The sequence below is a fragment of the Micromonospora sp. NPDC092111 genome, from assembly GCF_044755745.1.
Taxonomy (GTDB): domain Bacteria; phylum Actinomycetota; class Actinomycetes; order Mycobacteriales; family Micromonosporaceae; genus Micromonospora.
The window spans coordinates 1-13,570 of record NZ_JBIVRQ010000014.1 but is presented as its reverse complement, the minus strand read 5'-3'; the positions used below and the strand labels follow the sequence as shown (position 1 = coordinate 13,570).

14 protein-coding genes, 1 pseudogene and 1 CRISPR repeat array are annotated in these 13,570 nt (G+C 73.3%); of the genes and pseudogenes, 10 read left to right on the top strand and 5 right to left on the bottom strand.

Going from position 1 to position 13,570, the window contains the following annotated elements:
* The first annotated feature begins 1 nt into the window (after nt 1).
* The 6 genes from ACIQG9_RS23555 to ACIQG9_RS23530 all read left to right on the top strand — a co-directional run bounded on the left by ACIQG9_RS23555 (nt 2) and on the right by ACIQG9_RS23530 (nt 5,351).
* The gene (locus ACIQG9_RS23555) at nt 2–403 is read left to right on the top strand and encodes an NUDIX domain-containing protein (protein WP_400406089.1); all 402 of its coding nucleotides are present in this window, start codon (nt 2–4) and stop codon (nt 401–403) included.
* 50 nt (nt 404–453) lie between these two features.
* Nucleotides 454–1,005 (top strand): GTP cyclohydrolase I, encoded by a 552-nt coding sequence (gene folE, locus ACIQG9_RS23550; RefSeq protein ID WP_400406086.1) that lies wholly within the window; start codon nt 454–456, stop codon nt 1,003–1,005.
* Between the two features lie 127 nt (nt 1,006–1,132).
* Nucleotides 1,133–2,974 carry an adenosylcobalamin-dependent ribonucleoside-diphosphate reductase gene (locus ACIQG9_RS23545; RefSeq protein ID WP_400406084.1) on the top strand — a complete coding sequence of 614 codons (1,842 nt, stop codon included), beginning with the start codon at nt 1,133–1,135 and terminating at the stop codon, nt 2,972–2,974.
* 75 nt (nt 2,975–3,049) lie between these two features.
* Nucleotides 3,050–3,745, top strand: a complete 696-nt coding sequence (locus tag ACIQG9_RS23540) for a class I SAM-dependent methyltransferase (RefSeq protein WP_400406082.1) — start codon at nt 3,050–3,052, stop codon at nt 3,743–3,745.
* On the top strand, nt 3,742–4,329 hold the full coding sequence (locus tag ACIQG9_RS23535) for a Maf family protein (protein ID WP_400406079.1): 588 nt from the start codon (nt 3,742–3,744) through the stop codon (nt 4,327–4,329). The genes ACIQG9_RS23540 and ACIQG9_RS23535 overlap by 4 nt, the downstream gene beginning before the upstream one ends.
* Complete coding sequence (locus ACIQG9_RS23530) at nt 4,326–5,351, top strand: carbohydrate kinase family protein (protein WP_400406077.1); 1,026 nt, start codon at nt 4,326–4,328, stop codon at nt 5,349–5,351. Before ACIQG9_RS23535 ends, ACIQG9_RS23530 begins: the two co-directional genes overlap by 4 nt.
* A 121-nt stretch (nt 5,352–5,472) precedes the next feature.
* Here ACIQG9_RS23530 and ACIQG9_RS23525 read toward each other — a convergent pair.
* From ACIQG9_RS23525 to ACIQG9_RS23515, 3 genes and pseudogenes are all read right to left on the bottom strand, one after another.
* Nucleotides 5,473–5,736 (bottom strand): annotated as a pseudogene (locus ACIQG9_RS23525) (SDR family NAD(P)-dependent oxidoreductase); the annotation flags it as partial.
* A 113-nt stretch (nt 5,737–5,849) separates the two neighbouring features.
* Nucleotides 5,850–6,050, bottom strand: coding sequence for a hypothetical protein (locus tag ACIQG9_RS23520; protein ID WP_400406075.1), 201 nt, complete (start codon nt 6,048–6,050; stop codon nt 5,850–5,852).
* Nucleotides 6,051–6,231: 181 nt separating this feature from the next.
* Nucleotides 6,232–6,948 carry a fumarylacetoacetate hydrolase family protein gene (locus ACIQG9_RS23515; RefSeq protein WP_400406073.1) on the bottom strand — a complete coding sequence of 239 codons (717 nt, stop codon included), beginning with the start codon at nt 6,946–6,948 and terminating at the stop codon, nt 6,232–6,234.
* Nucleotides 6,949–7,384: 436 nt separating this feature from the next.
* On the opposite strand from ACIQG9_RS23515, the gene ACIQG9_RS23510 reads away from it, so the two are divergent.
* From ACIQG9_RS23510 to ACIQG9_RS23495, 4 genes are read left to right on the top strand one after another with little or no spacing between them, the layout of a single operon-like run.
* Nucleotides 7,385–7,723 carry a hypothetical protein gene (locus tag ACIQG9_RS23510; RefSeq protein ID WP_400406071.1) on the top strand — a complete coding sequence of 113 codons (339 nt, stop codon included), beginning with the start codon at nt 7,385–7,387 and terminating at the stop codon, nt 7,721–7,723.
* Nucleotides 7,720–8,169 carry a MerR family transcriptional regulator gene (locus ACIQG9_RS23505; RefSeq protein ID WP_400406069.1) on the top strand — a complete coding sequence of 150 codons (450 nt, stop codon included), beginning with the start codon at nt 7,720–7,722 and terminating at the stop codon, nt 8,167–8,169. The genes ACIQG9_RS23510 and ACIQG9_RS23505 overlap by 4 nt, the downstream gene beginning before the upstream one ends.
* On the top strand, nt 8,166–8,435 hold the full coding sequence (locus tag ACIQG9_RS23500; RefSeq protein WP_400406067.1) for a hypothetical protein: 270 nt from the start codon (nt 8,166–8,168) through the stop codon (nt 8,433–8,435). Before ACIQG9_RS23505 ends, ACIQG9_RS23500 begins: the two co-directional genes overlap by 4 nt.
* Before the next feature lie 38 nt (nt 8,436–8,473).
* Nucleotides 8,474–8,812 (top strand): YnfA family protein, encoded by a 339-nt coding sequence (locus tag ACIQG9_RS23495; RefSeq protein WP_400406065.1) that lies wholly within the window; start codon nt 8,474–8,476, stop codon nt 8,810–8,812.
* A 116-nt stretch (nt 8,813–8,928) separates the two neighbouring features.
* Here the strand turns inward: ACIQG9_RS23495 and ACIQG9_RS23490 are convergent, their stop codons facing one another.
* Both ACIQG9_RS23490 and ACIQG9_RS23485 read right to left on the bottom strand, forming a co-directional pair.
* Complete coding sequence (locus ACIQG9_RS23490; protein WP_400406064.1) at nt 8,929–9,057, bottom strand: hypothetical protein; 129 nt, start codon at nt 9,055–9,057, stop codon at nt 8,929–8,931.
* Nucleotides 9,021–9,419, bottom strand: a complete 399-nt coding sequence (locus ACIQG9_RS23485) for an isocitrate lyase/phosphoenolpyruvate mutase family protein (protein ID WP_400406062.1) — start codon at nt 9,417–9,419, stop codon at nt 9,021–9,023. The genes ACIQG9_RS23490 and ACIQG9_RS23485 overlap by 37 nt, the downstream gene beginning before the upstream one ends.
* A 264-nt stretch (nt 9,420–9,683) precedes the next feature.
* Nucleotides 9,684–13,512: a CRISPR direct-repeat array (repeat unit 37 nt; unit sequence GTTGCGATCCTCGCCCGGCGCGGTGGCCGGGCGCAGC).
* Nucleotides 13,513–13,570: the final 58 nt, after the last annotated feature.

The window sequence follows — 13,570 nt, the reverse complement described above, 5'->3', positions numbered from 1 at the left end:
GATGCCCACTCGACTGATCGACAAGATCGCCTGGATCCACCTCGCCGACGGACGGGTGCTCTCCACCCGCTCGCACGGCCGCGAACGGTACTACCTGCCGGGCGGCAAGCGGGAGGCCGGTGAGAGCGACCTCGACACGCTGGTACGGGAGGCGAAGGAGGAGCTGACGGTCGACCTCGACGCCTCGACCGCCTCGTTCCTCGGCGAGTTCCGCGCCCAGGCCGACGCCCACCCGGACGGCGTGGAGGTGCGGATGCGCTGCTACGAGTGCGCCTACCAGGGCGACCTGCGGGCCTCGGCGGAGATCGCCGAGGTGGTGTGGCTGGACTACTCGCACCGGCACCTGACCTCCCCCGTCGACCAGATCATCTTCGACCACCTACGCCACCAGGGACGCCTGTAGCTCTGACCCCGTCGCGCGCCGGCGCGGCCATCACCACCCCAGGAGGAGACGTGACCATCGCGGAATGGCTCGAGGAGAACATCACCACCGACAAGCGTGCGCTCGACTGGTACACCTCGCCCGAGTGCGAGCCGCGGATCGTCCGGGCGTACCGCGAGTTGCTCAGCGGCTACGACATCGACACCTCCAAGATCCTAAAGACGACGTGCGTCGTGGAGGACGAGCACACCGGCACCGTGGACATCCACGACATCAACTACTTCTCGATCTGCGCGCACCACTTCCTACCGTTCTTCGGCAAGGTCGACATCACCTACGTGCCCGGCCAGCGCATCCTCGGCCTGGGCAAGTTCCCCCGGCTGGTGCAGGCGTTCAGCAAGCGCTTCCAGATCCAGGAGTACCTGGTGAAGGACATCGCCATGGAGATCATGAACAGTGGTGGTGCCCGCGCGGTGCGGGTGACCTCGACCGGCCGACACATGTGCATGTGCAGTCGGGGCCCGTCGGACCAGACGGTCATCACCGACACCTCGTTCGTCGCCGGCGAGACGCACCTGATCGACGGCTTCGGCTCGCCCAGGCCGGTCGTGCGTCGGCCCTGAGCCGGACGCGTACCACCCCGTCCGCGCACCTGCGAGGCGACCGCCGGGTCGTTGGCCGGCTGGCGCCCCGCAGCCGCGGACCGCCACGCAAGACCACAGTGTTTGCCGAACTCCGGAAGGCCAGCCCATGTCCGTCCAGACCTCCAGACTCTTCGAGTCGGCACTGCACGACCTCTGCGCCACCCAGACCGCGCAGGCCGAATTCAGTGACAACGCCCAGCTTCTGCTGCGGGAGCGATACCTGGCCAGGGATGCCGACGGACAGGTGGGCGAGACGCCGGAGGCGATGCTGCGGCGGGTGGCGCGGGCGCTGGCCCGGGCGGAGCGCGCCGACGACGCCGGGTCCTGGGAGACGGCGTTCTACGAGGTGATGGCACGCCTGGAGTTCCATCCCGGCAGCCGTACCCTGGCCAACGCCGGCACCGCGCAGCCGCAACTGGCGAACTGTTTCGTCTTCCCGGTGGAGGACTCTCAGGCGAGCGTGCTGCGCACCTTCTCGGAGTCGTCGGTGGTGAAGAGTTTCGGCGGCGGGTGCGGCTTCAACTACTCCAACGTCCGGCCCCGGGGCGACCAGGTGCGCGGGAACCCCGGGCTCGCCGTCGGGCCGGTGGCCCTGCTCAAGATGTTCGACGACGCGACGAAGCTGTTCCGCCAGCGGGGCCGCTACGAGAGCGGCAACATGGCCATCCTCGACGTCGACCACCCGGACGTGCTGGAGTTCATCGCCGCCAAGCGGGCCGACGGCTGGCTGAGCATGACGAACATCTCGCTCGGCGTCTCCGACGCGTTCATGCGGGCGGTGGCGGCGGACGGGCCGTGGACGCTGGTCAACCGTCGTACCGGGCTACCCGTGCGCACCCTGCCCGCGCGGGAGCTGTTCGCCGCGGCCTGTGAACTCGCCTGCGAGACCGGCGATCCCGGGCTGATCTTCCTCGACCACATGAACCGCACCAATCCGCTGCGCGACAGCATGGGCGACATCGTCGCCACCAACCCGTGCGGCGAGATCGGCCTCTACCCCTACGAGGCGTGCAACCTGGGGTACGTCAACCTGCCCCGGCTGCTCCTGCCGCCGGACCGGCGCGACGCCCCCCACCTGTTCGACACCGACCGGCTGCGGGTGGTGCTGGCGGCGGGGGTCCGGATGATCGACAACGCCATCTCGGAGTCGTGGTTCCCGGTCGAGGAGATCCGGGCGGCGGTCCGCGCCAACCGACGGATCGGCATCGGGGTCACCGGCTGGGCGGAGAGCCTCGCGATGGCCGGCATCCCGTACGACTCGGAGGAGGCGCTGCGGTGCGCCACCGTCCTGGCCCGGGCGATGCGCGAGTTCGCCCACGACGCCTCGGTCGCGCTCGGCCGGGAGCGGGGCCCCTTCCCCAACGTGCAACGCTCCGTGTGGAAGGACGCCGAGACGCAGCCACGCAACGTGGCGGTGCTGGCCATGCCGCCCAGCGGGAACAACGCGGTCATCTTCGACACCAGCTTCAGCATCGAGCCGTTCTTCGCGATGTCGTACACCCAGCGGGTCTTCGGCGGCCGGGAGATCCGGTCGGTCAACGGGCTGCTGCTGCGGGAGCTCGCCGCCCGGGGGGTCGCCGAGGAGGATCTCATCGACCAGATCGCCGACAACGGCGGCGGTGTGCAGGGGCTGTCCCGGGTGCCCGAGGACGTCCAGCGGGTCTACCGGACGGCACACGACATCGCGCCGGAGTGGCACGTCCGGATGCAGGCGGCCTTCCAGGAGCACGTGGACAACGCCGTCACCAAGACCGTCAACCTGCCGAGCACCGCCACCCCGGCGCAGGTCGCCGAGCTGTACCAGCAGGCCTGGCGGCTGGGCTGCAAGGGGATCACCGTGTACCGGGACACCTCCCGGGCCGACCAGGCGATCGAGGCCACCACCAGGTCGCCGGCACCGGTGGCCGACTGTGACGCGACGGACGGCGCCTGCGCCGTCTGCGACTGAGCGCGGGCGGGCGGCGGCGACGGCGGACCCGCCGCGCTGCCGCCAGCCGCCATCGACCGACGAACGGAGGTTCCCGTGAGCCGCGATCTCTGGGAGCGGGAGTACGTCAACCACTCCATATCCTCATCGACGAACGACAGACCGTCGCACGGGACCGACTTCCTGCGGCGCCAGCTACCGCGGATCTCCCGTGTCGTCGGGCCACCCCGGCTGCTGGACCTCGGCTGCGGCGGCGGGCGCAACGCCCCGGTGCTCGCGGAGACCGGGCTGGCCTTCTACGGCATGGACTTCGCCCACCGGCCGCTGGTCGCCGCCCACACCCGTCTCGGCCCCCGACAGGCGGGGCTGGTGCAGGCCTCGATGAAGGCGCCCCTGCCGTTCCGGGCCGGCGCGTTCAGTCTGGTCACGGCGTTCACCAGCCTGGAGAACGTCGTCGAGGACGACCGGCTCCGGGCGCTGGCTCGGGAGGCACGACGGGTGCTCTGTCCCGGCGGGTTGTTCTTCGCGTACTTCCTGACCCCCGAGGACGGCTACTACCTGCCGCTGATCAGCCGCGACGGCGACGGCCGGAGCCTCACCTTCGACCCGGTCACCGACCTGCGGCAGCGGGTCTACCGGGTGGACGAGCTCAGCGAGCTGTTCAGCCCGTCGTTCCGGCTGCTGGAGTCCGCGCGCTTCGGGTTTTCCGACGTCCGCTCCGGTGGCGTCCACGAACGGCGGCTCGCCGCCGCGATCTGGCAACGCGTCGAGACGGCGGAGGGCGAGGCGTGACCAAGGTGGTGCTCGGCTCCGGCTCACCGTCCCGCCTCGACCTGCTGCGGCGGGCGGGGCTGGATCCCGTCGTCCAGGTCAGCGGGGTGGACGAGACCCCGCTGCCGGGTGAGACGCCCCGGCGACTGGTCGACCGGCTCGCCCGGACCAAGGCGTCGGCGGTCGCCGCGGGCTTCGACGACGGGCTGGTGATCGGCTGCGACTCGGTGCTGGAGTTCGACGGCGTGGCGTACGGCAAACCGGGAACGCCGGGACCGGCGCGCGACCTGTGGCGGCGGATGTCCGGCCGGGACGCCGTCTTCCACACCGGGCACTGCGTCGTCGACACCCGCACCGGCCGGCTGGTCGCCGAGGTGTGCTCGACCGAGCTCCGCTTCGCCGACGTCACCGGGGACGAGGCGGCCGCCTACGTCGGGACCGGGGAGCCGTTGTCCGTGGCCGGCGCCTTCAAGGTCAACGGCCGGGGTGGGTGGTTCGTCGACGAGGTGCACGGCGCTCCGTCGAACCTGGAGGGTCTCTCGCTGCCCGTGCTGCGACGCCTGCTGCACCGGCTGGGCGTCGACGCGGTGGGGCTCTGGACATGACCGACAGGTCCGGGTCGGGCGGGCGCGGCGGCCCGGCGCGCCCGCCCGGGTCGCGGACGCCGGCGCGCATCGTCGTCGTCGGTGACGTGAGCACCGACATCGTCGCCGTGTTGTCCGGCCCGCTGGCACCCGGTTCGGACACGCCCGGCACCGTGCAGGTGCTCCCCGGTGGACAGGGCGCGAACACCGCAGCGTGGCTGGCCTGGCTGGACCGGCCGGTCACCTTCGTCGGGGCGGTGGGCGACGACGACGCCGGTCACGCGCGGCTACGCGAGCTGACCGCGATGGGGGTGACCTGCGCGGTGCGGCGCTGCCCCGGCACGCCGACCGGCACGGTGGTGGTGCTGACCGGCACCGGTGACCGGACGATGGTCTCGCAGCGGGGCGCCAACCTGAGGGTGGACGCCCGCCACGTGGCCGGTGCCCTGGCGGACACCACCGACGCGCGGCACCTGCACCTGTCCGGTTACGCGTTGCTCGACGAGGGCTCCCGCGACGGTGGGCTACGGGCGCTCGCCGAGGCCCGCCGCGGCGGGCTCACCACCAGTGTGGACGCCGCGTCGGCCGAACCGTTGCGCACGGCCGGCCCGGAGAACTTCCTGCGCTGGGTGGGCCGGGTCGACATCCTGCTCGCCAACGCCGACGAGGCGGCGACGCTGACCGGCGCCCCGGACGCCGTCACCGCCGCACGTGCCCTGACCCTGGTCGCGGAGAACGCGGTGGTGAAACTGGGTGCCGCCGGAGCGGTCTGGGCCGGCAGCGGCGGTGCGGTGTGCCGGGCGGCGGCGCCGGCGGTCCGGGTGGTCGACAGCACCGGGGCGGGGGACGCCTTCGCGGCCGGCCTCGTCGCCGAGTGGGTCGACGGCGCGCAGCCCGTGGCGGCGCTCCGGCGGGGCGGCGAACTCGGCGCGGCGGCCGTCGCGGTGGTGGGCGCCCGCCCGCAGCCGACCCGGCCCGAGGCCGGCGCACGCGGCACCCGCCGGAGTCCGCCCGCCCGGCCCACCGCAGGCCGCGTGCGGTGATCGCCCCCGACGGTGTGGGCCGGTCGTCCTCCCGGCGGGTCGTGCTCCCCGGCGGCTGTACTCCGGGGCGGGTCGTGCCGGCCCGGTCACCGGCGGGCGGGGAGCCGGAGGTGCGGGCCACCCCGGTGACGTTGACGTCCAGCACCCGGGCCCACTGGTCGTCGTCGTTCTCCTCGACCGTGCCGACCGCGGCGATCCCGGCGTTGTTGACCAGGATGTCCAGGCCACCGAACGCGTCGACCACCGCGTCGACGGCGGCGGTGAGCGCGTGCCGGTCGGCGACGTCGGCGCGTACCGGATGGACGGCGGGTCCCGGGGCGCGCCGGACGGGTCCAGGTCGAGCACCCCCACCCGCGCGCCCGCGGCCAGCAGCGCCTCGGTGCAGGCCCGGCCGATCCCGGAACCGCCACCGGTCACCACCGCGACCAGTCCGTCACATGTCATGGGCCGCTCCTCGCGGTGCCGGCGGTCGCCGTTGCCGGCACCGCGCGTCGACGGTCAGGTCCATGCCGGACCGTCCGGATACGTGTAGGTGGCGATGCTTCCCGGGTGCATCTCGGCGGAGAAACCCGGCGCGGTCGGAGCCCGGTAGTGGCCGTCCCGCAGCACGACCGGGGTACGGAAGTGCTCGTGCAGGTGGTCGACGTACTCGATGACCCGGTCCGGGATGCTGCCGGACACGGCGACGAAGTCGAACATCGCCAGGTGTTGCCCCGGCCGATGGTGAAGGTGAAGCCGTGCCCGTCCGGTCCGGAGTCGGTGCGCAGGACCAGGTAGGCGGCGGAGTAGTCGGGGTCGGGGTGCATGGCGTCGGAGCCGTCGAGCCGGCGGGCGGTGGGAAACCGCACGTCGTGGGTGTCGACGGCGACGACGACGGCCATCAGGCGCCGCGCAGTGCCGTACGCTGCCGGCCGAGGCCGTCGATCTCGATCTCCATGACGTCCCCCGGTCGCAGGTACGGGAAGCGTCCGGACAGGGCCACCCCCTCGGGGGTGCCGGTGTTGAGCAGGTCACCGGGGTCCAGGACGGTGTACTGCGACAGGTGCCAGATCAGGTACGCCACGTCGAAGATCATGTCCTTGGTGCGGGAGTCCTGCCGGGGCTCGCCGTTGACCCAGGAGCGCAGGCGCAGATCCTGCGGGTCGGCGATCTCGTCGGGGGTGACCAGCCACGGGCCGAGGGGCTGGAAGGTCTCGCAGGACTTGCCCTTGGACCACTGGCCGCCGGACTGGTCGAGTTGGAAGTCGCGTTCGGAGACGTCGTTGGCGCAGACGAAGCCGGCGACGTGGGCGAGCGCCTCCCCGGGTGAGGAAAGGTACCGCGCGCGCCGGCCGATCACCACGCCGAGTTCCACCTCCCAGTCGGTCCGGACCGACCCACGCGGGATGAGCACCTCGTCGTGGGGGCCGACGACCGTGTTGGGCGCCTTGTAGAAGACGATCGGGGTGGTGGGTGGCGGTGAGCCGGACTCGGCGGCGTGGGCGGCGTAGTTCTGCCCGACGCAGAGGACCACTCCGGGCCGGGCGATCGGCGACCCGATCCGGTGACCGGTGATGTCGAGCTCCGGCAGGTGGGTGGCCTCGGCGATCCGGCGCAACCCGTCAACCGGCGAGGAAGTCGCGGCCGATGTCCCGGGTGACCGACGACAGATCCAGGTGACGCCCCTCGGCGTACAGGACGGGTCGCTCCGCTCCGGCCGGCCCGACCCGCATGAGTCTCACGAACCACCACCTCCAGACCACGACGACCCACGGGTACGGCTGCCCCGGCACCGCCTCGCGGGTTGCGACCGGGCCACGACGGCGGCACCCACCACGGGCATTTCCTATAGGATATTTCCTTGTAGTGCCTACCCGCTCGCCGCGACGCGGTCAAGGGCCCGGCGCCGACCTGGCACCCGCGCACACCGCCGCCGAAGGCCGCCCGCGGCGCGAGTAACGGCACGGCGGGCTCGCACCGGCCCGCCGTGTCGTTGTTCCGGATCCGCCCACCGGCTTGCATCCGGTACCCGGGTACCGCCCTACCGTGGTGGCATGACCATCGAGGTGAGCTGGGTGCCCGAGGCGTGCACCCTGCCCGACAGCCAACAGCCGGTACGGCTGGCCGAGTTCGACGCACTGTTCACCGCCACCGCGCGCCGGGTCGAACGGCTCGGCCCCACCCGGCTGCGGCTGACGCTGGCCGGCCCGGCCGACCTGGCGGCGGCGGTACGGGATCTCACCGGGCGGGAGAGCCGATGCTGCTCGTTCTTCTCCTTCGCCATCAGCACGCCGGCACCCGGGCAGGTCGTGCTGGACATCGCGGTCCCCGCCGCGCAGGTCGAGGTCGTCGACGCCCTGGCCGCCCGCGTCGGCGGGCCGGGCACCCGGTGACCGGACCCGCCCCGGCGGCCGGGACGCTACGCAGCGGGGAACTGGCCGAGGCGGCCGGGGTGAACCGGCAGACGCTGCGCTACTACGAGCGCCGTGGTCTGCTGCCCGTGCCGCAGCGCAGCCCCGGCGGCCACCGCCTCTACCCGCCCGACAGCCTCACCCTGCTGCGGATCATCAAGACCGCCCAGCGCCTCGGGTTCACCCTCGACGAGGTCGCCGACCTGGTCGAGGTGGGCCGGCACCGGCACGGACGCCACGACCGGGGTCTACTGGTCCGCGCCGCCACGAAGCTGACCGAGATCGAGGCCCGCATCACCGACCTGCGGGAGGTCGCCGCCACCCTCCGCTCGGCCATCGACGCCGGCTGCGACGACCTCACCGCCTGCGCCGCCAACTCCTGCTGCCCGCTGCCCTTCGCCGACCTGCCCCGAGGAGACACCCCGTGATCCGTACCGGGCAACGACTTCGCCGGCTGCTGCCCACCGGGCTGACCTCCCTCGCCGGGGTGGCGTGCGCGGCCTGCTGCGTCATCCCCCCGCTGCTCGCCGCCGGTGTCCTCGGCGGCACGGGCTGGGCGGCCACGGCCCGGTCCATGCCCGGCATCGCCGCAGGACTGGCCGTCCTGGCCGCCCTGAGCTGGTGGTGGCGCCAGCGCCGGCATCGCCACCCGGTCGGGTGCGCCGGCGGCGAATGCTCCTGTACCGGGTTCTGATGTACCGGGTTCTGAGCTGCGCCGATAGGGTCTCGGCCATGACCGTCCTGCGTTCGATCATGCTGTTCGCCGTGGCCGCGCTGTTCGAGATCGGCGGAGCATGGCTGATCTGGCAGGGTTGGCGGGAACACCGCGGCCTGTGGTTCGTCGCCGCCGGGGTGATCGCGCTCGGTGCGTACGGATTCGTCGCCACGTTCCAGCCCGACGCCAACTTCGGCCGGATCCTCGCCGCGTACGGAGGTGTGTTCGTCGCCGGCTCCCTCGCGTGGGGCATGGTCGTCGACCGATTCCGGCCCGACCGCTACGACATCATCGGCGCACTGATCTGCCTCGCCGGCGTCGCCGTCATCATGTACGCGCCACGTCCGCACGCCTGAACAGCGGCCGGAGCGGCCGGTCCCGCGCTCGACGCAGCGGCTGCTCGTGGCGCGTCACCGACGGCCGCCACCCGGTCGACCGCCGGATCGCGGCGGTACGGCGACATCGCGCGGCCTCAGAACAACGCGTTCAGCCCGGGGTAGCTCAGCGGCTGGTGCAGCAGGCGGTAGGTGCCGGTCTCCAGCATCTCCCGGGCGGCCCGCTGGGCTAGCCCGTAGGCAGCCTGGGCCCTGGCCGTGCCCACACTGATCCGTCGACGCCCACCTCGGCGAGGTCGGCCACGCTCGGGCCGCCCGGTCGGGCCAGCACGTTGACCGGCATCGGCGACGAGGCGACAAGGGCGGCCAGCACGGTCAGGTCCAGCAGCCCGGGCACGAACAGGCCGTCCGCGCCGGCCTTCGCGTAGTGGTCAGCCCGGGCTCGTACGTCGTCCAGCCGCTCGCCCGGCGCACCAGACTGCCCAAGGTAGACGTCGGTGCGGGCGTTGACGAAGAAGTCGGGTACACCGGCCCGCGCCGCCGCCTCCCGCGCGGCCTCGATCCGTCGGGCCTGCACCGACGGCGGGAGCAGGGCTTCGTCGGCGGCGCGGGAGTCCCCGCAACACACCAAAGACCCCGACTCAGGGTGAAACTTCCAGTTCAGAGCCATGGTGGTGCGCCGCCAGGGACTCGAACCCCGAGCCCGCAGTTACCGAACGTAACTGCACCAACCTTGTCATTGACTGTCGAAAGCTGACGCTGAGCTGCACAGACACGATCGAATAATGATCGCCTATTGTCACTGCTTGTCAGTCTTATCCAAGGGTTTTCGAGGGGTAAACGACGGACGCCGACAGCGCACCGCCCCGCCGTCCCGTCCCCGGCCGGCGCTGTTGCGACCTGCGCTCACTGCGGGGCCGGGCGCAGCCGGACATTTGACGCGTACACGGGGCAGATGCTGACCCGGTTGCGATCCTCGCCCGGCGCGGTGGCCGGGCGCAGCGCGGTGCGCACATACCCCCACCAGTAGTCCCCGCAGGGTTGCGATCCTCGCCCGGCGCGGTGGCCGGGCGCAGCGTCCGATCCCGCCGCGTGCCTGCCAAGGTCGGCCCCTTGTTGCGATCCTCGCCCGGCGCGGTGGCCGGGCGCAGCGGTAACTTCACTGCCGGGGCGAGCCCCAGCGCCGGGCAGTTGCGATCCTCGCCGGGCGCAGCCCTGACGGTGACCGCCGGCTGTGAACTGGTCGACCGGTTGCGTTCCTCGCCCGGCGCGGTGGCCGGGCGCAGCGGACAGCCTGCGGGTACATCACCATGGACCCGACCGAGTTGCGATCCTCGCCCGGCGCGGTGGCCGGGCGCAGCCCCCGCACCGACGACCGCATCCCGCTGCGCACCGCCGTTGCGATCCTCGCCCGGCGCGGTGGCCGGGCGCAGCCGGGGGTCTTCGTTGCGGCCGGACGGGGCCCAGTGCGAGTTGCGATCCTCGCCCGGCGCGGTGGCCGGGCGCAGCGACCGAGTTCCGCACGCAGTACGCGCACCCCTTCGAGGCGTTGCGATCCTCGCCCGGCGCGGTGGCCGGGCGCAGCGCTGGTGCTGGGGTCGTTGAGCTTGCGCTGGAGCATCTGGTTGCGATCCTCGCCCGGCGCGGTGGCCGGGCGCAGCGCCGAGGCTGCCGCCAAGGGCAAGCGGGGTATCGACACGTTGCGATCCTCGCCCGGCGCGGTGGCCGGGCGCAGCAAGCATCAAGCTTGACGCCATGACTAAGAGTCCTGGGGGTTGCGATCCTCGCCCGGCGCGGTGGCCGGGCGCAGCGCCGCCCAGGCAATCGAGATCGCCAGCCGGATCCCCTGGTTGCGATCCTCGCCCGGCGCGGTGGCCGGGCGCAGCGGAGATGCTCGCGGACCGGTACAAGGACCGGACGGGGGTTGCGATCCTCGCCCGGCGCGGTGGCCGGGCGCAGCGTCCGCCAGTCGGCGGCCGAGCAGTACATCGCATCGAGAGTTGCGATCCTCGCCCGGCGCGGTGGCCGGGCGCAGCTGGCGCCAAGGCTGCGGACTGGCGAGGCTCGCTCTGTTGCGATCCTCGCCCGGCGCGGTGGCCGGGCGCAGCAAGGCTTCCGTCCTCCGCGCGCCGCTCGATCTCGGTGAGTTGCGATCCTCGCCCGGCGCGGTGGCCGGGCGCAGCTTGGCCGCCGCTTTGCCGGTGCTGACGTTGCCCGGGTCGTTGCGATCCTCGCCCGGCGCGGTGGCCGGGCGCAGCCTCCAAGGCGTCGACCAGGATCCCGCCGAGGTGCGGGTTGCGATCCTCGCCCGGCGCGGTGGCCGGGCGCAGCCCCGAGGAGCTGGCCCTGATGGAGGCTGCCACCGACGGGTTGCGATCCTCGCCCGGCGCGGTGGCCGGGCGCAGCTCGACATACAGGCCGGCCACCACCGCGCCCATGACCAGGGTTGCGATCCTCGCCCGGCGCGGTGGCCGGGCGCAGCGAGCCGGTGCGCGAACTGCCGGCCCACCGCGCCGAACGCGTTGCGATCCTCGCCCGGCGCGGTGGCCGGGCGCAGCGCCCGACGTACACCGCCCCATCGGGCACCCGCCCGTGGTTGCGATCCTCGCCCGGCGCGGTGGCCGGGCGCAGCCGTCGCTCTCGACTCCGGTTACGCCGCGGCCACCCCGGAGTTGCGATCCTCGCCCGGCGCGGTGGCCGGGCGCAGCCGGACCGTCCAGTCGAGTACCGCGCGTCCGGCTTCAGCTCGTTGCGATCCTCGCCCGGCGCGGTGGCCGGGCGCAGCGCCGTCCTCAGGCGACGTACATCGCGCCGGACGGGTCGGTTGCGATCCTCGCCCGGTGCGGTGGCCGGGCGCAGCGGTCGTCGGCGATCGCGACCGTCCTCGCCCACGCCCGGTTGCGATCCTCGCCCGGCGCGGTGGCCGGGCGCAGCTCGACGACCTGCATGCGGCGCTGCTGGGTGAGGGCAAGTTGCGATCCTCGCCCGGCGCGGTGGCCGGGCGCAGCGCACGAACGCGCCGCCGAGCGCCGCGCTCGCGCGCTGGGTTGCGATCCTCGCCCGGCGCGGTGGCCGGGCGCAGCCTCAGCCGCGCCGTCCGAGCCGAAGTCGGCGAGAATCTCGTTGCGATCCTCGCCCGGCGCGGTGGCCGGGCGCAGCCGCCGGAACTCGTCCTTCAGCCCGAACAAGAATTTGGCGTTGCGATCCTCGCCCGGCGCGGTGGCCGGGCGCAGCGCCCGTCGTCGTCGCCATCGACCAGGCCGTCCCGCTGTTGCGATCCTCGCCCGGCGCGGTGGCCGGGCGCAGCTCCTCGCCGCCGTCCGCGTTCGGCTTTTCCCGCTCCGGCGTTGCGATCCTCGCCCGGCGCGGTGGCCGGGCGCAGCGCCGGCTGGAATCTGCGCGGAGTGCCGGAGATCCCGGCAGTTGCGATCCTCGCCCGGCGCGGTGGCCGGGCGCAGCATCCACGCGCAGAATACGGCAATTCAGGATGCCGGGGGGTTGCGATCCTCGCCCGGCGCGGTGGCCGGGCGCAGCTCCTGGGCGGCGCGCGGCGTGGGGTGCCGTTCCGAGTGGTTGCGATCCTCGCCCGGCGCGGTGGCCGGGCGCAGCGTCGAACCGACCAACGCCGCGATCGAGGACCGGCCGGTGTTGCGATCCTCGCCCGGCGCGGTGGCCGGGCGCAGCAGGGTGCCGGGGTCGTGGGCGGCCTGAACCGCGCGGATGTTGCGATCCTCGCCCGGCGCGGTGGCCGGGCGCAGCCTTACGACTTCCCTGGCACACTCTCGTCCCATGGACGGGTTGCGATCCTCGCCCGGCGCGGTGGCCGGGCGCAGCCTGGTCGGCAGTGGTTATCGCCTACCTGACCCAGGGGTTGCGATCCTCGCCCGGCGCGGTGGCCGGGCGCAGCAGCGAGTTCCAGGAGCTAAACGCGTTCATCGCCGCGAAGTTGCGATCCTCGCCCGGCGCGGTGGCCGGGCGCAGCCGCACCGACGATGTCGACAACCCGCACGGTGTAGGAGTTGCGATCCTCGCCCGGCGCGGTGGCCGGGCGCAGCGGATCGCGGCAACCATGCGCGGTCACCGCCACCAGAGGTTGCGATCCTCGCCCGGCGCGGTGGCCGGGCGCAGCCGACTCCGCAGCCGGCCAGGCAGCGGATCGCCCGCGTTGCGATCCTCGCCCGGCGCGGTGGCCGGGCGCAGCCGGCCCGGAGGTGCCACCCCCGATCTCGTCCATCGGTTGCGATCCTCGCCCGGCGCGGTGGCCGGGCGCAGCCAAAGCCGACCTTGATCACCTCGTTCTGGACCTTCCCGTTGCGATCCTCGCCCGGCGCGGTGGCCGGGCGCAGCGACTATTGGACGGAGCGCAAGGCCCAGATCAAGGCCGAGTTGCGATCCTCGCCCGGCGCGGTGGCCGGGCGCAGCCCGCAATCTCCCGATCGCTGGCCGGCTCACCGGTCCGGTTGCGATCCTCGCCCGGCGCGGTGGCCGGGCGCAGCACGCCAGCGCCTTCCACGGCGCGTCCTGTCCAGACCTGGTTGCGATCCTCGCCCGGCGCGGTGGCCGGGCGCAGCTCACCTCTAGCGACCTGCTCACGCCCGTCTATCGGCATGTTGCGATCCTCGCCCGGCGCGGTGGCCGGGCGCAGCGAGGACGCCGCCCGCGCTGTCGTCCGTGCCCACCGGGAGTTGCGATCCTCGCCCGGCGCGGTGGCCGGGCGCAGCGAGGACGCCGCCCGCGCTGTCGTCCGTGCCCACCGGGAGTTGCGATCCTCGCCCGGCG

Bases quoted from the DNA above. Each gene is read 5' to 3' on its own strand.
- ACIQG9_RS23495 (WP_400406065.1), top strand. From the start codon at position 8,474: ATGACCGTCCTGCGTTCGATCATGCTGTTCGCCGTGGCCGCGCTGTTC.
- ACIQG9_RS23530 (WP_400406077.1), top strand. From the start codon at position 4,326: ATGACCGACAGGTCCGGGTCGGGCGGGCGCGGCGGCCCGGCGCGCCCG.
- ACIQG9_RS23545 (WP_400406084.1), top strand. From the start codon at position 1,133: ATGTCCGTCCAGACCTCCAGACTCTTCGAGTCGGCACTGCACGACCTC.
- ACIQG9_RS23510 (WP_400406071.1), top strand. From the start codon at position 7,385: ATGACCATCGAGGTGAGCTGGGTGCCCGAGGCGTGCACCCTGCCCGAC.
- ACIQG9_RS23520 (WP_400406075.1), bottom strand. From the start codon at position 6,050: ATGTTCGACTTCGTCGCCGTGTCCGGCAGCATCCCGGACCGGGTCATC.
- ACIQG9_RS23555 (WP_400406089.1), top strand. From the start codon at position 2: ATGCCCACTCGACTGATCGACAAGATCGCCTGGATCCACCTCGCCGAC.